The organism is Candidatus Binatia bacterium, assembly GCA_036493895.1.
Classification (GTDB): domain Bacteria; phylum Desulfobacterota; class Binatia; order UBA1149; family CAITLU01; genus DATNBU01.
The window spans coordinates 1-18,708 of the sequence record DASXOZ010000033.1 but is presented as its reverse complement, the minus strand read 5'-3'; the positions used below and the strand labels follow the sequence as shown (position 1 = coordinate 18,708).

Below are 18,708 nucleotides of genomic sequence, written 5' to 3'. Positions count from 1 at the left end.
GCTCGCCTCGGAACCGGTTCTCCTTGCGGGATCCGCGGTTCCGGGCGGCCACTCGGCCGGATGCGGCTGCTCTGGACGCATCCGGCCTGTGCGCCTCTGTCAGCGTGCGGTCATTCGTGCAGGCGAACGTCGTTCTGCACCGAGCAGACGCCACGCGTCGCCCGGGCCACCTGGCTCGCCTCGACCTTCTCCTCGCCCGACGGCACCGTACCCGACAGGCGAACCACGCAATTTTTCACGTCCGCATTGACGTCCTTCAAGTCGTCACGCGCTTTCAGCCTCTGCTTGACGTCGGACTCGAGCTGGTCGTCCTTCGCCGTCACGTCCGGCTTCTTCGCATCGGCAACGACCTGCAGCTCGTTCTTGACGCTGCGAACGCCGGCAACCTTGCGCGCTTCGTTTTCCGCTTCGTGACGCGCCTGCTCGCTGGGGACGATGCCGAACAGCGTGACGTCGCCGCCGGTGGTGTCGACGTTGATGTCCATCGCCGGAGTTTCACGGTCCGCCAGCAGGCGCATCTTGATCATCGAAGTGGCGTACAGGTCGGTGGCCGCATCGGCAGTGGTGCGGGCCGCGCCCGCAACGGCATGGCCAGTGTCACGCGCGATGTCTTCCGCCTCGCGTCCGGTCTTTCGCGCCGTATCTTTCGCTTCGCCCGTCAGGCTGCGGTGTTCATTCGCAGCGGGCGCGGGCGGAGGCTCGTTGGAGGCCGAGTAGCGCGATTCGTTCCAGATCTGCGAATCCGCCAGCGCGTCGCTGCTCTGGACTTCGCTGGCGACCCGCCGCACGCCCGGAACGCCGCGAGCGGTCTGCACCGCGGTCAGGTGGTCGGTCAGGCTCCTGGCATTTCCCTTGAGCAAGACGACGCCGTTGTTGACCGACGCGACCGAGATGCTGCTGCTCTTGAGGGAAGGCTGGCTCGTCAGCGCGTCACTCACCTGCCTGGAAATCTCGGCATCGGTGCGCTGTACCGCGTTCTCGCGCGACGCTGGGACCACCTGCAGGAGGTCACGAACATTGCTCACGCCGTCAATGGAACGGACGGCCGTCTCCGCTTTCTGCTTTTCGTCGGCGCTGGCCACGGTGCCGTGCAGCGTGACCTGGTGGTCCACCGTGTCGACGTTGACGGAATTGGAGCTCACGCCCTCGGAGGTCATCAGCGCGAGCTTGGCCTTGGTAGTGATCCACGCATCAGCGGGTGTTTTCGCCCAGGCAGGGCCGGCAAGCGCAAGGACCGCGCAGCAGGCGCCAAGCCTGAACAGTTTCGAAATGGATTGCGGCTTCATGGGCTTTTCTCCTCGGCGGCGGCGCAACTCGATTTCCAACGGTTCCTGGCGTCGCCGCCTCGACGGCTGCTGCCGGCAGCCGGGCAAGGGTGCCCGGCTGCCGCTTCAAACGTGCAGCGCCGTGTCGTCAAGGAATCGTCGTGATGTTGCCGCCGCGACCACCGCCGAGCAGCGCCACGACCAGGAAGATCAAGGCGAGGACGGCAAAGAGCCAGCCGATCTGGGCGGACATTCCCGCCACTCCATTGAAGCCGAGCACTGCAGCAATCAGTGCAATGACGAAGAATACGATCGCGTAATGTAACATGCCTTTCTCCTTGACGGGCGACCCCGGTCTGAGGGCCCCGTCGTGGACGGCTACCGTCAGTGGGAGCTGCGTTTAGCCCGCTGCTCCATCTCCACGTCCTCGTCGAGGCTGGTCTCGTACTTCGAGATTTCGTCTTCGACTGCCTGCTTGGCCATGCCGTACTTCTTCTGAAGCAGACCGGCCAGCTTGTCGCGCTTGCCGCCGATGGTCGACAGTTCGTCATCGGTCAGTTTCCCCCAGCGCTCTTTGACGCCGCCCTTGAATTGCTTCCAGTTGCCTTCGATCTGATCCCAGTTCATTTGCGCTCTCCCTTGAGATTTTCCGCGTCGCCGCAGCGCTGCGCGGAGCACTCATGTTCGTCGAACAGTCAGCGTTTCGATGCCCGCCGTCCTTCGAAATTCAACATAAATGGGGCAAGCGGGTCCGTGAAGGGTTTTCTTTTCACGCAGGCGGATGCGCACGCATCTGCGCACAATCATCCCTCATTCGAGCGACAACCGCGCTTGCAACCGCGCTTGAGGGAAGACGCAGATGCACACTTTGTGATGATGCTGCGCGTGATCGCGCACGACCGTTGAGTCGAACCAACGAGGCAACAAGGGAACGTCGCCGCTTGCGACTCTTGCAGCCGGCGTCCTGCGCGATGGAACGCGAGCTCGCCTGCGCTCGATGCAATCGCAGGCGAGCTCGTTGCTCATGCTCGACGATCAGTGCGCCGGCTGGCGCTCTCCCTCGTTTCCGGATGCGGGAGCCGGCGGCTGACCGGGTGCGCCTTCGCCGTGCGGGCCTCCTTGCTGCGGGCCCCCGCTGTGGGGCGCGGGCGCCGGGCCGCCGCGCGGCGGCTGCTCGTTCGTTCCATGCTCCTGCGGCTGCGGATGTTGCGGCGGCGGCTGCCTTTGCTGTTGCTGCTCGCGCTGCTGCATCTGCTGCTGGCGCCGCTGGTCCTGCTCCTGCTGGCGCTGTTGCTGTTCCTGCTGCTTTTGCTGTTGCTGCTGGTCGCGCTGCTGCACTTGCTGCTGGCGTCGCTGATCCTGCTCCTGCTGGCGCTGCTGCTGTTCCTGCTGCTTCTGCTGTTGCTGCTGGTCGCGCTGCTGCACTTGCTGCTGGCGTCGCTGATCCTGCTCCTGCTGGCGCTGTTGCTGTTCCTGCTGCTTTTGCCGTTGCTGCTGGTCGCGCTGCTGCATCTGCTGCGGTTCACGGCCGCCCGGCTGGTTCTCCCGGTTCTGGCCCGCATCCGCATTCGGCCGCGCGTTCTCGCGCTCGACTGCGGAAGGCGCCGCGCCGTGCTCGTCGTGTCCCTCGCGCGGGTGCTGGCGGCCGGTGGCGGTACGGTCCTTTTCCGGCACCGCGTCGATGCGCTGCTTTTCCTTGCGGATGGTGTCGGCCTCGTGCGGCTGCTGCGAAGCCGGTTTTGCAAGGCCCAGCCGATCCGGCGTCCGGTCCGGCGTCTCGCGGACGTGAGGGCGGAACATCTGGATCCGGTCGCTGTGGGCGTCGTGGTTCGTCACCGGCCGGTCCGACGTCTCGACGTGCACCGTACGCACCGGATGACCGACCGCTCGTTCGATCATCGTGCGATCGATGCTGTGCCCGATCTGCTCCGGCCGGTTCTGGTCGAAACGCGTCACGTCACGCGACTGGCGGAAGATGTCGTCGCGTTCGCCCATGTCGCGAACCGCAAGGCGACCGACGCGATCGGACGTGAAATCGCGGTCGCGCGTGAAGATCCAGCGGTCCCAGTCGCGGTCGTGATTGCGGCTGTCCCAGTCGCGGTCGTGGTCCCAGGAGTCCCAGCGGTATTCCGGATGCTCATCGAAGAAAGCTGGCCACAGCGGCGCCCATCCGACGTATCCGGCCTCGGATCGCCAGCTCACCCACGCCGGGGCCCAGACGTGGCCCGGTATCCACGACCAGCCGTAGTAGGGATCGAAGTACCAGCGACCGTAGTGGTACGTGGCCCAGCCCCACGGCTCGTCGGAAACCCAGGTCCAGCCGTAATCGTCCGACCATTCCCAGCGACCTTCGGTGTACGGGCGCCAGCCTGGACCGACGTGAGTCGGATGCCACGCCCACCCGAGATCGGCCTGGTAGAACCACTCTCCGTTCGGCGCGAGCGCAGAGTAGAAGTACGCATCGTCGATATCCTGGGCTGCGGCGACGGACGGTGCCGCAAGATCGGCGCTCAGCATCGCGACGCTGCTGCACGCGACGAAGCCCGCCATCGCCAGCGGCGCGCAAAAGGCGAGTCGGTGAAATCTCATGATGACAACCTCCGATGGGTCCGATGGATTATGGCCGCCGCAGAGGGCTTCGTCTCGAGGTGACGCACGCTCAGCGCCGATCGAGAATGAATATCAACACACCGCCGCCGACGGCGACGGCGCTCATCCACTGCGGAATCACGACGTTGCGCGTTTCCTTGACGGCAAGATCGAGCGGCCCGAGCTTGGCCTCGTGGGTTTCCTGCGTGTAGCTGAATTGTCCGTATGCCAACGCGGCCGCACCGCCGGCGATCAGCAGGATTGCGAGGATCTTCACTGGGCTCATCGACCTTCCTCCGGCGGCGCGGCCGCTGCCGCTGATGGCAACTGCGCCGCCTTCTTGCAGGCAGGGCTGGAATGACTACACCTGCGCGTCATTCTAACCGGGGTTTGCACCGGTAAACAGAACCCTCGCAACCGGGACTTGCAGAAGCGACATGCCTCACATGCTGCGCGGACGGTCATTCGCGCTCTGCGACGATGGAGTGGCCGGTTCATTCGAGAATCACTCGAGCATCCGTCGGGCATCGCGCCCTGGATGCGCTCCACACGCATTTGCGCACCGGGAAGTTGCCCCGCTTGCGCACCGCCCTCGCGAGTGGGCGAAGATGAACAATGAGTGGAGCGGAACGTCTTGCAGGCAGCGACGCGGGATTGCAGTGTCGCCATCTGGCCCGTCAGGATCACGCAGAAGGAGAATACCCTATGAAGTCCTACAGATCGCTAACTTCCACTACCCTTGGCGTAGCCCTCGGCGTCCTGGCCAGCGTCGCCGTCGCTTCCGCCCAGACCGTTACGACCAGCTCGTCGAAAACGACCACCTACTCCGGTGTCGTTTCCGAGATGAATCCCTCGACGTCGACGATCATCCTGAAATCGGACGAATCGTCGGCACCGGTTACGTACAACTACTCGAAGGAAACCACGTTCGTCGACGCCAACGGCAAGACCGTCTCTTCGGAGGCGATCCTGAACTCCCCGGTAACGGTGGAGTACTCCAATGAAGGCGGCCGCACTGTCGTGACGCGCGTGGTGCAGACCGGCCCTGCGCGCACCGTCAAGGAGAGCACCACGCACTCGGAGACGACGACGCGATAGCGTCCGGTTAGACGTCCGGCCCTCGTGCGCGGGGTTCCCCGCGCCGCGAGGTGCCCGGCCGGAAGGAGAAAAGCCATGCGAAAAGCCATTACCGTTCTGAGCCTTCTCGCTTTTGTCGGGGTTGCCAGCGGCTGCAGCAGCGAGCACGTCACTCGCCAGCAGACGACGCGCGAATCCGTGACTGTCCCGGCCGACCCGACGGTGACCGAGCACAGCACGACGACCCATACCGAGACTCACTACTGATCCTGCGGCCTGCGGGTCGTGATGATCGGGAGCGGTGCGGGCACGCCGGCGACGGCGTGCCCGCACCGTGCCGATTTTTCCCTTTCCACGAATTTCCGGTTTTCGAGGCTCCCGCCGCGGCTCCCCACGGGGTAGGCGCACGCGCCGTGCTGTGCTATGTCTTCGAGCGCCCGGCGCAAGAGCGCCGGCGCGAAACGCGTCGCAGGCTTTCGGGGAATTCGATGGCTGATCTCGAGTACCGCTGTCCTCAGTGCCGCCAGCCTCTGGCATCCAGGCGCAACGGGGATTTCGACACGTGGGAATGCACCCAGGGACATGGCGTCGGCCTGACTCTCACCGAGGCCTACGGGCACCTGCAGGAAGACGAAATCCACGCGATCTGGAAGGCAGCCGCCGGTGCGCCGAAATCGGCGCTCGCCTCGCCCCTTCTCGGGCACCCGATGGTGGCCGTCACGGTTGTCGTCGACGACGACGAAGTCGAAGGCAACACCGGCTCCGGAGCTCATCCGGTCACGCTCGACGTTGCCGTCGATGAGCAGTTCCTGTGGTTCCACGTCGTCGACTTCAAGGCGATGCCGGCCGATCTTCCAAACCCGCCGCCGTCGGCTGCCGACGTTGCACGCCTCGACAGCCTGAAGGACCAGTCGTCTCGCTGGGTCGCTCGCGATGCGGACTCCGAAGAGAGCGCGCTCTCCAAGCTCGGTTATCGCTTCGGATCGCGCGCGGCCGCGCTGCTGCACCTGACGAGCTTCACCAGGAAGCTCGGAGAAAAGGCCCGCGCCGAGCTCGACGGCTGAGACGCCCGGGCCCGGCCCCCGCGGCGTGCGCCTCGTCGCCGGTGCCTGTCCCCAGCCGCTTCAGACCGCAGCGTGGAAATACGATCGATGACGTTTCGCGGGCTTTTTTCGAGCCTGACGCCTTCGGAGCGTCATACCTTCGTTGCGGCGGTAGCCGGCTGGTCGCTCGACGCCTTCGACTTTTTCATCTTCGTCTTTTGCCTCAAGTCGATCGCCGGTGAGTTTCACTGCGACGTCAAGGCCGTCGCCGAAGGCATTTTCCTTACGCTGGCGATGAGGCCGCTCGGCGCCCTCGTGTTCGGCGCGCTCGCCGAACGTTACGGACGCCGCCCCGTGCTGATGATCAACATCGTCAGCTTCTCGGTGTGCGAGCTCGCCTCGGCGTTCGCGCCGGATCTGCGCACCCTGCTCGCGCTTCGCGCGCTGTTCGGATTCGCGATGGGCGGCGAATGGGGAGTCGGCGCCGCGCTGGCGCTCGAATCGCTGCCCGCGGCCGGCCGCGGCTTCTTTTCCGGCGTCCTGCAGGAAGGTTATGCGATCGGTTACCTGCTGGCCTCCGCACTGTTCGCGTTCGCGTTCGATGCGCTCGGATGGAGAGGAATGTTCATCGTCGGCGCGATGCCGGCAGTGCTGGTGCTGTACATCCGCGCCAGCGTCGAAGAATCACCGGTATGGCTGGCGGGGCAACGGCAGCCTGCGCTGCGTGGGCGCGACGCACTGAAGGCCGTACGCGCGTCGTGGCCGCTGCTGCTGTTCATGGTGCTGCTGATGGGATGCTTCAATGCCTTCTCGCACGGCTCCCAGGACCTGTACCCGACGTTCCTGCAGACCCAGCACGGTTTCGACGCGCGGACGACGGGTTCGATCGCGATCGTCTACAACCTCGGCGCGCTGTGCGGCGGAATCTTCTTCGGCGGCCTGTCGGAAAAACTCGGGCGCCGGCGCGCCATCGCGCTCGCTGCGGTGCTCGCGCTTCCGGTCATTCCGCTGTGGGCCTGGTCATCGAGCGCCCTGCTCTTCTGCATCGGCTCATTCCTGATGCAGTTCATGGTGCAGGGCGCGTGGGGAATCGTGCCGGCGCACCTGAACGAGCTGTCGCCCGCTGCGGTACGCGCGATCCTGCCGGGCTTCGCCTACCAGCTCGGCAACCTCGCAATGGCAAGGATGGGTCCGTTCCAGGCTGCGCTGGCCGAAGCGCGCGGCAACGACTACGCGACGGTGCTCGCGACGACGATCGCAGTGGTTTCCGTCATTCTCGCCGTCGTCGTCTCCGCCGGCCCCGAAGCGACGAACGTCAACCTTGGAATACCGGGGACAGGCACGGACTAAAGCCGGTCGTGCCGCACTCCAGTCCCCCTGCCCGCTACGATCCGCTGCGCACGGCGCGCACGTAGTAGCTGTACGTCTTCGGGATCGAGCTCGTGACGCCGGCGTTGAACAGCACGCCCCACTTCTCGAGCGTGCTGCCGAGGTTCGTCGTCGACGACCAGTAGAAGTTGGCCTGCCCGCAGCTGCACGTCAGCACCGTGCACGAAACGGCGCAGTCGGAGTTGAAGACCGGATAGACGGCCGGATCGCTCGCGCCGAAGTTCTTGAGCGATTCGAGCTCCGAAATGCTCGGCAGGCGCCAGTCGACATGACCTGCAAAGCTCGCGGAGTTGAGCGACGCGATCTTCCCGAACGCATCGTCCCACGTATAGCTGACGCTTTCGTCGTGGACGCTCGTATCGAGCGAGAGCTTCTCCCACATCAGGCTGGTCGTGTTGTCGGTGATGGTGCCGTCACCGTTGTCGGTGAAGCTGCGCGCCAGACCCGTCTGCAGCTCGCCGTCCTGCCGCGTGCCCGCGCAGCCGGCCGCATTGCCGTCCGAATCGAAGCACGTGGTCTGGCCCGTCTTGATGATGCCCGCGGCTGCTCCCGATCCGGTCACCGGGCACTGGACGGTGACACCCTGGCCGACGGCCTTTTTCAGCACGAGCAGCGCGTCGCCCGAGGTAACGCTGCCGGAGGCGTTGACGTCGCCGCAGGGATTGACGAGCGAGCATTGGCTGGCCGCGTCCGGCGCTGCTGCCGCATCGGGCAGCCCCATTCGGGCCTGCGCCGCGCTCGAGACGAGCACCAGCGCGAGCGCAATGCGTGGAATCGGATTCTTCATCGACGTCTCCCGCCCGCCGGCAGGACCGAGGCAGGCCCGTCGATTGTATCCTACTGGGCGCGCGGCCGAAGCCCGCGGTGTTCGAAAAGTCGCGGTTCCCTTCCTACTCCTGCGCCTGCGAAAGTGTCGGCGTCGATTCGTGCGCAGCCGTGGGATTCTCCGGCAGTTGCCGTCCGGTGGCCTGGCGGAAAGCGTGGATCCACGCGATGACGGAAATCGGAACAGTCACCAGCACTCCGACCCCGAAGCACAAGACACCGAGAAGGTTGATGACCGCGACTGCCATGCTGAATGCCAGCATGCGGGCGGTCTGCCCTCGCAGGATCTTTGCGCTCTCCTGCAGCGCCTCGATGGCACCGCAGCCGCGCTCGACCACGAGGATCGACGCGAAATTGTAACGGATGACAAAAGTCGCCGAGAGAGCGAGGGCTGTGATCACGATGGCGGCAGCGACGCCGCCCTGCATGTGCGTGACGAACATCACGGCCAGCAGGGGCATCGCCACGATGACGAGCATCGTCCAGATGAGGATCTGCACACACAGGTAGCTGACAAAGCCTCGCGGATGCCAGAGGTCGGCAATGCGCGCCGCCTGCACATCTTCGTGAACCTTGAGAAAACACGACACCGTCCCGAGCGAGACCAGGACCGACACCAGGCCGTTGACGATCGCGCCGACGGCGATCGCCGGCGACGACAGGCCACCATGCTGGAGGATGAGACGCGGCGCGACGCCGAGGATGATGGGGACGGCGGCGATTCCCATCAGCCAGCCGCGACGCTGCCGGAACGTCTGGCGTCCATAGCGAAGGCACGAGCGAACGTCGATGGGATGCATGGAACGTGGCGGCGGGGCAGCGGCCGCGGGCCAGACTAATGCTACCGGTTGCACTGATGCAACGGCCGCCCGCAAAAGCGCCGTTGCAGGGGGCGTTGAACGGGCCTCGCGCAAGGTGATAGTTTTGGCACCCGCCGCCATGTCCCTCGTCTCCATCATCAAGGGCCGCCGCGGCCCGAGCGGCTTCGGCTACGCTTCGACGGCGGAGGAAGTCACCGCGGGCCTCGACCTTCGCGGCCGCACGATGCTCGTCACCGGGGTCGGCTCCGGGCTCGGCCGCGAGAGCGCGCGAGTGCTTGCGATGCGCGGCGCGCGCATCCTCGGCGTGGCGCGCAGCGAGCAAAGTGCAGCGGCCGCGTGCCGGATGTTCGGCGCGGATGCGGTACCGCTTGCCTGCGATCTGTCCGATCCGGCATCGGTGCGCGCCTGCGTCGAGAAAACCACGTCACTCCGTATCGCGCTCGATGTCATTCTTTGCAACGCAGGCATCATGGCGCTGCCGCAAAGGGAGCTGAAGCACGGACAGGAGCTTCAGTTCCTGACCAACCACATCGGGCACTTCCTTCTCGTCACCGGCCTCGTCGACAGCCTGAGTGCCGACGGCCGGGTGGTGATGCTGTCGAGCGATGCTCACACGATGGCGCCGAAAGCCGGCATCCAGTTCGACGACCTCACGCTCGAGAAGGGCTATCGGCCGTGGAAGGCCTACGGGCAGTCGAAGCTCGCCAACCTCCTGTTTGCCCGCTCGCTGGCGCGACGATTCGATGGCAGCGCACGCACGGCCAACGCGCTGCATCCCGGCGTCATCGTGACAAACCTCGGACGGCACATGAACGTCATTGCGCGCACTGCCCTTTCGGCGGCCAATTCCATTGCGCTCAAGACCATTCCCGAGGGCGCAGCAACGCAGTGTTACGTGGCCACGCACCCTTCGCTGGCCGGCGTCAGCGGCGAGTATTTCTACGACTGCAACGTTCAGCGCTCGTCGCGAAACGGCCGCGATCTCGCGATGGCTGAAAAACTCTGGCAGGCGACCGAAGAGATCGTCGCCAGGATCTGAAGGCACCTGCGACTCCAGCAACGTCCCGTTTCGCCGCGAGCCCCGGTAGCGCAGCGGCCGGATCCGTGAAAGTCTCGCCGCAATGTGCAATCCGGCCTGCGTCGATTTCGGCCGCCGCGCACTACTTGCGCCGGACGTCGCCGGTAAGGACGTGATCGAGGTCGGCTCGATGAACGTCAACGGCTCGCTGCGTGCCGACATCGAGCGGATGCAGCCGCGGTCCTACCTCGGCGTCGATCTTTCCGAAGGCCCCGGAGTGGACGAAATCTGCCGTGCAGAGGACCTGGTCTCGCGTTTTGGTCGCGAGGCCTTCGACCTCGTGGTCTGCACCGAGATGCTCGAGCACGCGCGCGACTGGCGCACGGTGGTCAGCAACCTGAAGAACCTGCTTCGGCCTGCCGGCGTCCTGCTCGTGACGACGAGGTCGCGCGGTTTCCCTTACCACGAGTATCCGTACGACTACTGGCGGTTCGAAGCCGAGGACATGCGCCTCATCTTCGCCGACCTCGACATCGAGGTCGTAGAGTCCGACACTTACATGCCGGGCATCTTCGTCAAGGCACGCCGGCCGGCGGAGTTCCACGAAGTCCCTACCGGCGGCATGCGGCTCTGGTCGATCGTCGCTGCCCGACGCTGCCTGCGAATTACCGGGCTCGACGTCCTGTTGTTCCGACTGCGCTATCCGGTCGAGCAACTGCTCAAGCAGGTCGTACCGCAGCCGGTCAAGGACTTTGTTCGGGTGCGGCTGCTCGGGGGATGAACTGGCGAGCGGTCGGTGTCAAAGTAGTTGCCGCCTGAGTTCGAATTACGCCGCCATGTCCTGAACCGGATTCGTCGCCACGGGCGCGTCCCGTGGATTGAGCTTCACCACCGTAACCCGCTCCCAGTTTCGCACTTCACCGCTCCATCGCCCAGGGTGACGCCGACGTGCCTTCTCGTAGACCGCTGTGCGGCGTTCGAGGATCGATACGTCGTCGCCGGCGTGACGCTGCGCCGGGGTGACGAAGCCGATCGCGCTGTGCAGGTGCTCGTCGTTGTACCAGCCGACGAACCAGATCACCCAGGCACGCGCTTCGTCGATCGAAGCGAATGGCCTCTGCGGGTACTCGGGCCGGTACTTGAGCGTCCGAAACAGCGATTCGGAATACGGATTGTCGTCGCTCACGCTTCGGTCTGCTGAATGACGCCACGATCCCGAGCCGCTGCAGCGTCGCCAGCATCGTCGAGCCCTTCATCGGCCCGCCGTTGTCCGAATGCAGCACGAGGTTCCTGGCATCGACCCGCATTGACGCCGTCGCCGCGGTGATCAGCGCGGCTGCATGTTCCATGTCCTCCTCGTCGTGCACAGCCCAGCCGACGATCTTGCGGCTCCATACGTCTTCGATCAGGTACAGGTAGTGGAATGCGCCGCGCACCGCGCTGCGCAGGTACGTGATGTCCCAGCTCCACACCTGCCCTGGTCCGGTGGCGGCGTGCTCGCGCGGCGCAGTCGCAGTCGGTCGCCTGGCCGGCGACCGATGCGCCATCGCACCGAAGTCGCGCAGCACGCGGTAGAAACTCGACTCGCTGCCAAAGTACTCGCCGAAGTCGGCCAGGTGCGGCACGATCTGCTTCGGCGACATGTCGCGAAACTGCATGCTCGTGGCCACCTCGATGATTCTCTGACGCTCGAGCGCATTCAGCTTGTTGGCAGGCTCTGTCTTCGGTCCCATGCGGCGGTCTCCGCCCGGTCCTTGAACAGACCAGCGCTGATAGGTTCGCACGTCCAGACAAACGATCTCGCATGCACGACGCTGCCGCGCGCCATCGCCCACGGCCTCTGCGACGATCACCATGACGTCCTCGCGATCCGCGCTCACGTGTCGTCGCCCCCGTCCCCCCAGATCGCGCGGACTTTTTTTTGGAGCACCAGTAGCGCCGCAGTTTCTGCCAGGGCCTTGTCCTTGCGACGCAGCTCCTTCTCGAGATCGCGCACGCGCTTGTCGGTAGCGTTCGCAGTCGCTGCAACCGTAACCTTGCCGGACAGCCCTTCGAGCGAGCTCTCGCGCCACCGCGTAAGGTCGGCTTCGTGGATCCCTTCGCGGCGCAGGAACTCGCCGAGCTCGTCGCCACTGAGAGCCGCAGCCTCGATGATAAGACGCAGCTTGTCTTGCGGGCTGCGTTGCTTTGAATGCGGCTTGGCCGACGGCGAGGGCTTGGACTTCATGCCACCGACGCTACTCGCGTCACGCAGCCAGCGCGACAGCGTCCCTTGCGCCACTCCGACTTCGGCCGAGAGTGCATTCGCACTCCGGCCGCCGGCGTCGTCATTCTGCCCACCATTTTCGATCGGAACTTCTCGGAGTATTTCAAACTCGATGCTCGTTTCCGCCCCGATCCTGTTTGTAAATGATCCGGCCGTTCCGGCGGATCAGATCAGGCGGCAACTTCCCTGACACAGGGGGAGAGCGTGACCAGCGTCGGACGATTGCAGCACAGCAGTCGCCCGTGAACTGATCCAAGCCGAGCTGGCGCGCCGCGGACAAGTACCAAAGATCTGAACTGAGGCTTCGAGGTCTGCGCCCCGCCTGCCAGGCGATGACGCGCTAACCCTGCCGCCGGACAGCGAGGAATCGCCCACCTGCTGTCGGGTTGAGTCGGACCTAGGCTCCGTGTCGTTGAAGTCCGCGAAAGTACGGCGGATTTGACCTATCTGCGGCGCTCCTCGACAAACGCCTCCAAATGAACCGGCCCGTCTTGCTTATGTTGCGGTAAGGGCCGAGGGAGGGGTGATGACGAGTTCTGCCAAACCTCAGGTCCGAACGGTCCAAGCGACTCCACATAAGCGATTCTTCATCGACATGATCACCCGCGACATATCGCTCGTCGCATGCGTGCTCGATCTGATCGATAACTGCGTCGACGGTGCAACTCGCGCCGTCGATCCCTCCCCTCAACGACGTTCCAAAGCGCCTAAGCCCCACCCCCTTAGTTCAGGGAGCAGCCGCTACAAGGGCTACAAGATCACCATATCGTTCTCCAAAACTCACTTCCGCATTCACGACAACTGCGGCGGGATACCTGTCGATATCGCTTGCGAGTACGCATTTCACTTCGGTCGCGATCCTCGAAAGCACACGAACGCCGATACGGAGGAGGGAATCGGCATCTACGGCATTGGAATGAAGCGTGCACTATTCAAGTTAGGACGCATCATTGGAATTAAGTCGGCCACTGATTCCGATTCATTCTCCATGAATGTTGACGTGGACGACTGGGCCACTGAGGAAACGTGGGACCTCGAGCTCACTCCCGCCAAGACTGGGAGTTCGAAGGCGGGAACGACGATCGAGGTAACTCACCTAAATCCAGGTGTCGCACACGAATTCGAGAATGATGCGTTCAAGCACCGCCTGATCAGTGCCACTGCACGAACCTACGCAGCGTTTTTGAACCAAGGCCTTCGAATCGTAATTCAGTCGGAAAGCGTTCGTCCGATCGACATCACCTTCCTCAAAAGCAAGCTCTTTCAGCCGTCGCACAAAAAGTGGAAAGAGTCAGTCGCGAGCCCGTCACCGCGATCGAAGAAAGTCGACGTTGATGTCGAACTCTGGGCCGGAGCTGCGAGCGCCGCGGACAATACGCGCCCGGATTCCGATGATGATGAAGACGCTTCGGCTTGGGGATGGTACGTGCTCTGCAACAACCGCGTTGTCCTCGCCGCGGACAAGTCCGATCGAACTGGCTGGGGAATGGCAGCGTTTCCGCAGTGGCATCCTCAGTACAATGGTTTCATCGGGATTGTCTCCTTCCGTTCCGATGAGCCGTATGTAGTTCCTTGGACAACAACGAAGAACGATGTGGATGTAGACAGCGTCATCTACAGACGAGCTCGAGCGAAGATGCAGGAGGCATCGCGGGATTACATTCGATACTCGCGAGCGAGAAAAGCGAACCCGGAGAAGGCAAAGGAGTTCGAGCGCGCGGCTGGCCCTGTCAAGCCGGCGGAGGTCTCTGTCACCCAATCCATGAAAACCCCTCAAGTTCCACGCGCCAGCCAGACGTGGGTCAACATCATCTACCAAAAGCCGAAACGCGAAGTTGCAAAAGTCGCCGCCGCCCTCGGCAAGTCGACTATGTCAGCGACACAGGTAGGCAGTAAGACGTTCGACTACTACTACTCAAACAACGTCGACTGACGCGAATGCAATCTTACGAGAAGATCAACTACGCCGTCCGGCCCAACAAGAGGACGCAGCGAAAGATGATTTTCGAGGCGCTCTCTCACGTGATTGGGCGGTTCTCCTCGAAGAAGTATGGCTACGTCGGCTTTGGGTCGATGTGGTTCTCCGATTTCCTCTACGCGCACCGCCGACTGCGTTTGACGTCGTTGACATCCATCGAGCGCTCGGAAGGCTATCGCCGCGCGGTATTCAATCGGCCTTTCCGCTGCGTCAGGGTTGTTGAAGGCGACTCGTCCGAAGTCTTGCCCAAGCTGAAATGGAAGAACGCCACGATTGTCTGGCTGGACTACGACTTCCAGCCAGAGCTCGACTCACTCGGCGACGTTTCGTTTCTGGCGGGCAATCTCGTCTCCGGGAGTGTTCTGATGGTGACTTACGACGCGAGGCCACCGTGGGGACAGGCCGCTGGATCGGAGGAGAAAACTGCGAGCTTGGTAAAAACGTTCGGCGAGCCGGCACGTTCGGTTTGGCGAAACAGATCAAAGATCGCCAAGCGGTACGGTGCGACGTCGGACATCGCCGACCTCTTCCCTTACTTGCTCGTGCACCTACTCTGGATGTTCTGCAAGGATTTGCTCATTCAGAACGGTAGGGCCGCAGCCGAAGGGTTGGCGTGCTATCCTCTATTTTCGTTCTACTACAAAGACGGAGCGCCCATGGTGACGTTGGGGCTTGCTCTAGTCGACGCGAAGGACAGAGCGACGCTCGATAGCGCTCCCTTGCAGTCGGAATTTCATTTTCTGACGGGCGAGACCCTATTCCCGATAGCCGTTCCCCCTCTAACGCCAAAAGAGCGTGCGGCGCTGGATCTCTGCCTCCCGAGCCGAACACCTCGCCCTTCGTTCCCGCTCGATGCCGAACAGATTCGAGCGTACGCCAATTTGTATCAGTACTATCCTTTGCTGGCCGAGGTCGATCTGTGACCAAAGCGGCTGTTGCTACTCGTCGCTCACAACGTGCGTCTCGAACCCCGCGCTCACCCGGAACGGCTCGCGATGTCTTCGTAGATCTGTTCTGCGGGGCCGGCGGAATGTCGTTAGGGTTTCAACACGCGGGGTTTCAGTTGGCCGCCGGCGTAGATTCGAGCGAGATCGCCGCAGAGATTCACGAACGCAATTTTCCTGATTCCGTCTCAATCTGTGCCGATCTTGAGGACCTCACCGGCGGAAAGATCCGAAGAAAAGCAAAGTTGGCTGGGAAATCGATCTCTCTCGTTGTCGGAGGACCCCCATGTCAAGGATTCTCGGTTGGAGGTAAGCGACGCAAAGGGGACCCGCGGAACCAACTAGTTCTAGAGTTCGCGCGCATCGTAGGCGAGTTGCGCCCGCGATACTTCGTTATGGAGAATGTGGCGGGGCTTCTGCAAAAAAAGTATCGCCGATTGATCTCGAGCTTTAAGCTGGCCGTAAAAGCCGAGGGCTACGCGATCGTGGAACCCATACGACTGTTAAACGCGGCAGACTTCGGGGTTCCACAACGGCGAAAGCGCGTGTTCATTCTCGGCTATCGCGTGGGTGAAGTTCCGCCCAAGTACCCTAAGATCCGGAGCCAGCACGTGTCGGTAGCGATGGCGATCGCAGATCTAAAGCGAGTGGAGAAGTCCAAACTCGTGGATGGGGATGGCTATAGTGGCAAGCTCAGAAAACCCAATCCGTATGTCCGCCGACTGAGAGCGATCAGAGTTGGGAAATCCAACGGAGTCATTACTGGCTTCGCGAGGACTGAGCACTCGGCCAAAACAGTTCGAAGGTTCGGTCGTGTTGAAGCGGGCGATGCAGACAAAGTTAGTCGCTTCATACGGTTGAAATCGTCCGGGGTCGCACCGACACTTCGCGCCGGGACCGGATTCGAGAACGGTCGGTTCATGGCGCCACGCCCGATTCACCCAGATCTTCCCCGCTGCATATGTCTTCGTGAAGCCGCAAGGCTTCACTCATTTCCTGACTCCTTCGTGTTCCACGATACCAAGTGGCATGGGTTTATGCAGATCGGCAACTCTGTGCCGCCCCTGCTCGCTCATGCTGTCGCCACCGAAATTCGGCGCGCCATCCGAAAAGGAAAGTGAGTAGAAGAACGCAATCCCCAGAAACTATCTCCCGCAGAATGGCTGCAGTTCGTAGCCGCAACACTGGCCCGGAGAGAGTAGTCCGCTCCTTGGTGAGCAGCCTCGGAGCGCGCTATCGACTGAACAACCGAAAACTCCCCGGTTCTCCCGATCTAGCCAATGCCGCTCGAGGCTGGGCGATCTTCGTCCACGGCTGCTTCTGGCACGCGCATGACGGCTGCCCAAGAGCCACGCGGCCTAAGTCCAACAAGGCTTACTGGAATAGGAAACTGCGCCTCAACCGGCAGAGGGATTTGCGGGTGCTCGCTTCCCTACAGAACAGAGGGTTTCGGGTGCTGGTTGTCTGGCAGTGCGAGCTTAGTACGACAGCACGTGTCGCCAACCAACTTCGGAGATTCGTGCGAGCCCGTTGACGGCAACGGCCACTCGGCGCCCTCGACTCGCGCCTGAGCTATTACGCTACCCATAGTCTGTAGACGCAAAGTCATCATACGGATAGCTGAGTTGCGTGAATTTTCCCGCAATACAACGCGCACTAGGCCAGATTGTTCGGGACCGTCGTCAGTCTCTGGGGCTGAGCCAGGAGACATTCGCGGAACGATGTGGCCTTCATCGAACTTACGTAGGATCGGTCGAGCGCGGTGAGAGAAATGTGACGCTCACCAACATGGACCGCATCGCTAAAGCACTCGGCGCCACTCTCACCGAAATACTCTCCGACGCGGAGAAGGCCGTTGCGAAGAGCAAACGGTGAGTCAGGAGGATCACAAAGCGTTCGCCGCTTTGGCTGGCCGGCTTGATCCGGTTCGACTCCGCATTCTCGTCAGGATGGCCGAAGCACTTGCGACCGAAGTGCGCTCCACTTTAAACCCGTCAAGCGATTTCCTCACACCTAGCTTAGGGTCCGCGCTTGGATCCCAGCTCCTGCTCCACCACGCTACGCATGAGGAAAAGCTCAACAAGAAAACTTTCGAGTACATTCTGAAGTACGGGTGCGAAGCGGTCGGTCATCGCGTTACTCTCAATGCGAACCCCACGTTCCCCGCTGAAGACTTGAACATCAATGGAACGAGTTTCTCTCTGAAGACGCAGGCGGATAAGGGCATAAAAGCAGCTTCGGTCTACGTGCAGAAGTTAATGGAAGCACGTTGGATTCGGGACTTTTCTACGTCTGAGGAGCTGACGGCGGAAGCTCGACAGAGGATCGGAACGCACCTCGCTCAGTACGAGCGCATGCTCGTTCTCCGCGCATTCGACGTGCCCGGCAATGGCTACCGCTATGAGTTAGTTGAGGTGCCTCTCCCCGTACTTCGCCTAGTATCGTCGCTACCTGACGGCGCGTTCCCGGGGAAGAACAAGGCGGGAAGCAGCGGAGCGGACGTGGGCGATCACGGCGGAGTAGCCTTCCGCGTGCTCCTCGACGGAAGCGTGGAGAAGGTTCGTGTATTTAACCTTCGCATCGATCGCTGCATCATTCACGGCGAATGGCACATCCCGCGGCTGGTCGTCCCTGGCAAGAGCGACGAAGAATAAGCGTCAGAACAGGGAGATTTGGGCCGACGGAACGTGCGATGGCTTCAATGAGACCATTGGCTTCCGCACAATGTCGCCCGGCCGGAGGTGCGTATCGGGCAGCACCAAGTCTGCGAGTGCCGGACGCTCACCGGTCAAAATCCAGTTTGCGACGTGCGCGAGTTGAAAGCTCACCAGCGGCGGGACCGCGTCACCGACCATCCTGTACAGGTTCTTTCGGCTCCTGCCGACGAAGCGATAGTGGTTGGGGAATCCCTGCAAGATCGCCATTTCTCGCACTGAACACAGCCTGTGTTGTTCGGGGTGAGCATAGCGACCGTTCCCAATGTGGGAGCACTCGCGCTTGATGGTTGGTGCCGGCTTGTCCCACGCCATCCTCCCGTACACGTCGCAGAAGTGATTGAGGGTACCTGCCTCGATCGACCGTTGCATCGACGGAATCAGGAGTTCGTTGGAGTCGGGATGACGTGTCCAATCGAACCACGACCCGCCGTCAGCGGGAGTCGCCAAGAGTCGTCGGAGCTGAACACCATCGGAATGGGTGCACGTGTGTGCCGGGTCGTCCGGGCATCTCCTTCCAGCTTCAATCGGACGGAGGTGTCCGATGGCCCGGCGAACGGTGAGCGCCTCCGCCTTGACGGCGTGTGCTTCCCAAAGATCTTCCAAAGTTCGGAGGACGAGCGGGCGCTCGACAGCCACCACCACCGCTCGCTCGCGGAACTGAGGGAGACCGAAGGAGGTAAGAAAGTGCGTGCGCATCGAAACGTCGTAGCCCAGCGCTTCGAGTTGTTCTTGAAGAGCTTCGACGTGGTGTAGGAACTTCCCCATCACTAGTTCGC

At 62.6% G+C, this 18,708-nt stretch carries 20 protein-coding genes and 1 pseudogene; 12 read left to right on the top strand and 9 right to left on the bottom strand.

What is annotated here, in order from left to right:
* Window positions 1–110: 110 nt before the first annotated feature.
* From VGK20_08755 to VGK20_08735, 5 genes are all read right to left on the bottom strand, one after another.
* Window positions 111–1,286 (bottom strand): BON domain-containing protein, encoded by a 1,176-nt coding sequence (locus VGK20_08755; GenBank protein HEY2774126.1) that lies wholly within the window; start codon window positions 1,284–1,286, stop codon window positions 111–113.
* A 127-nt stretch (window positions 1,287–1,413) separates the two neighbouring features.
* Entirely contained in the window at window positions 1,414–1,593 is a 180-nt protein-coding gene (locus VGK20_08750) for a DUF1328 domain-containing protein (GenBank protein ID HEY2774125.1), read from the bottom strand.
* 56 nt (window positions 1,594–1,649) lie between these two features.
* A complete protein-coding gene (locus tag VGK20_08745) occupies window positions 1,650–1,892 on the bottom strand; it encodes a CsbD family protein (GenBank protein ID HEY2774124.1) in 243 nt (80 codons plus the stop codon).
* Window positions 1,893–2,300: 408 nt separating this feature from the next.
* Window positions 2,301–3,854: a DUF6600 domain-containing protein gene (locus VGK20_08740; GenBank protein HEY2774123.1), complete on the bottom strand. Its 1,554-nt coding sequence runs from the start codon at window positions 3,852–3,854 to the stop codon at window positions 2,301–2,303.
* 70 nt (window positions 3,855–3,924) lie between these two features.
* On the bottom strand, window positions 3,925–4,140 hold the full coding sequence (locus VGK20_08735) for a hypothetical protein (GenBank protein ID HEY2774122.1): 216 nt from the start codon (window positions 4,138–4,140) through the stop codon (window positions 3,925–3,927).
* A 419-nt stretch (window positions 4,141–4,559) separates the two neighbouring features.
* Here VGK20_08735 and VGK20_08730 point away from each other — a divergent pair, with 419 nt between their 5' ends.
* The 4 genes from VGK20_08730 (at window position 4,560) to VGK20_08715 (ending at window position 7,324) form a co-directional block, all read left to right on the top strand.
* A complete protein-coding gene (locus VGK20_08730) occupies window positions 4,560–4,952 on the top strand; it encodes a hypothetical protein (protein HEY2774121.1) in 393 nt (130 codons plus the stop codon).
* 75 nt (window positions 4,953–5,027) lie between these two features.
* Window positions 5,028–5,198 (top strand): hypothetical protein, encoded by a 171-nt coding sequence (locus tag VGK20_08725; GenBank protein ID HEY2774120.1) that lies wholly within the window; start codon window positions 5,028–5,030, stop codon window positions 5,196–5,198.
* 221 nt (window positions 5,199–5,419) lie between these two features.
* Entirely contained in the window at window positions 5,420–5,995 is a 576-nt protein-coding gene (locus tag VGK20_08720; GenBank protein ID HEY2774119.1) for a hypothetical protein, read from the top strand.
* 72 nt (window positions 5,996–6,067) lie between these two features.
* A complete protein-coding gene (locus VGK20_08715; GenBank protein ID HEY2774118.1) occupies window positions 6,068–7,324 on the top strand; it encodes an MFS transporter in 1,257 nt (418 codons plus the stop codon).
* Between the two features lie 34 nt (window positions 7,325–7,358).
* On the opposite strand, the gene VGK20_08710 is transcribed toward VGK20_08715, so the two are convergent.
* Together VGK20_08710 and VGK20_08705 are read right to left on the bottom strand one after the other, a co-directional pair.
* Window positions 7,359–8,150, bottom strand: coding sequence for a DUF1566 domain-containing protein (locus tag VGK20_08710; GenBank protein ID HEY2774117.1), 792 nt, complete (start codon window positions 8,148–8,150; stop codon window positions 7,359–7,361).
* Between the two features lie 103 nt (window positions 8,151–8,253).
* Window positions 8,254–9,129, bottom strand: coding sequence for a hypothetical protein (locus VGK20_08705; GenBank protein HEY2774116.1), 876 nt, complete (start codon window positions 9,127–9,129; stop codon window positions 8,254–8,256).
* Between VGK20_08705 and VGK20_08700 the strand changes: the two genes are divergently transcribed.
* A complete protein-coding gene (locus VGK20_08700) occupies window positions 9,128–10,048 on the top strand; it encodes an SDR family NAD(P)-dependent oxidoreductase (GenBank protein HEY2774115.1) in 921 nt (306 codons plus the stop codon). The genes VGK20_08705 and VGK20_08700 overlap by 2 nt on opposite strands.
* Window positions 10,049–10,130: 82 nt before the next feature.
* Entirely contained in the window at window positions 10,131–10,808 is a 678-nt protein-coding gene (locus VGK20_08695) for a methyltransferase domain-containing protein (GenBank protein ID HEY2774114.1), read from the top strand.
* Between the two features lie 45 nt (window positions 10,809–10,853).
* On the opposite strand, the pseudogene VGK20_08690 reads toward VGK20_08695, so the two are convergent.
* Window positions 10,854–12,400, bottom strand: a pseudogene (locus VGK20_08690) (IS3 family transposase).
* Between the two features lie 419 nt (window positions 12,401–12,819).
* Here VGK20_08690 and VGK20_08685 point away from each other — a divergent pair.
* The 6 genes from VGK20_08685 (at window position 12,820) to VGK20_08660 (ending at window position 17,869) form a co-directional block, all read left to right on the top strand.
* On the top strand, window positions 12,820–14,226 hold the full coding sequence (locus tag VGK20_08685) for an ATP-binding protein (protein HEY2774113.1): 1,407 nt from the start codon (window positions 12,820–12,822) through the stop codon (window positions 14,224–14,226).
* 5 nt (window positions 14,227–14,231) lie between these two features.
* Entirely contained in the window at window positions 14,232–15,194 is a 963-nt protein-coding gene (locus tag VGK20_08680) for an O-methyltransferase (GenBank protein ID HEY2774112.1), read from the top strand.
* Window positions 15,191–16,336, top strand: a complete 1,146-nt coding sequence (locus tag VGK20_08675; protein HEY2774111.1) for a DNA cytosine methyltransferase — start codon at window positions 15,191–15,193, stop codon at window positions 16,334–16,336. Before VGK20_08680 ends, VGK20_08675 begins: the two co-directional genes overlap by 4 nt.
* Window positions 16,240–16,749, top strand: coding sequence for a very short patch repair endonuclease (locus tag VGK20_08670; GenBank protein HEY2774110.1), 510 nt, complete (start codon window positions 16,240–16,242; stop codon window positions 16,747–16,749). The genes VGK20_08675 and VGK20_08670 overlap by 97 nt, the downstream gene beginning before the upstream one ends.
* Window positions 16,750–16,844: 95 nt before the next feature.
* Complete coding sequence (locus VGK20_08665; GenBank protein ID HEY2774109.1) at window positions 16,845–17,090, top strand: helix-turn-helix transcriptional regulator; 246 nt, start codon at window positions 16,845–16,847, stop codon at window positions 17,088–17,090.
* Window positions 17,087–17,869 carry a hypothetical protein gene (locus tag VGK20_08660; GenBank protein HEY2774108.1) on the top strand — a complete coding sequence of 261 codons (783 nt, stop codon included), beginning with the start codon at window positions 17,087–17,089 and terminating at the stop codon, window positions 17,867–17,869. Before VGK20_08665 ends, VGK20_08660 begins: the two co-directional genes overlap by 4 nt.
* A gap of 3 nt (window positions 17,870–17,872) precedes the next feature.
* Here VGK20_08660 and VGK20_08655 read toward each other — a convergent pair.
* The coding region (locus tag VGK20_08655) for a DNA cytosine methyltransferase (protein ID HEY2774107.1) at window positions 17,873–18,708 on the bottom strand (836 nt) is incomplete at its 5' end.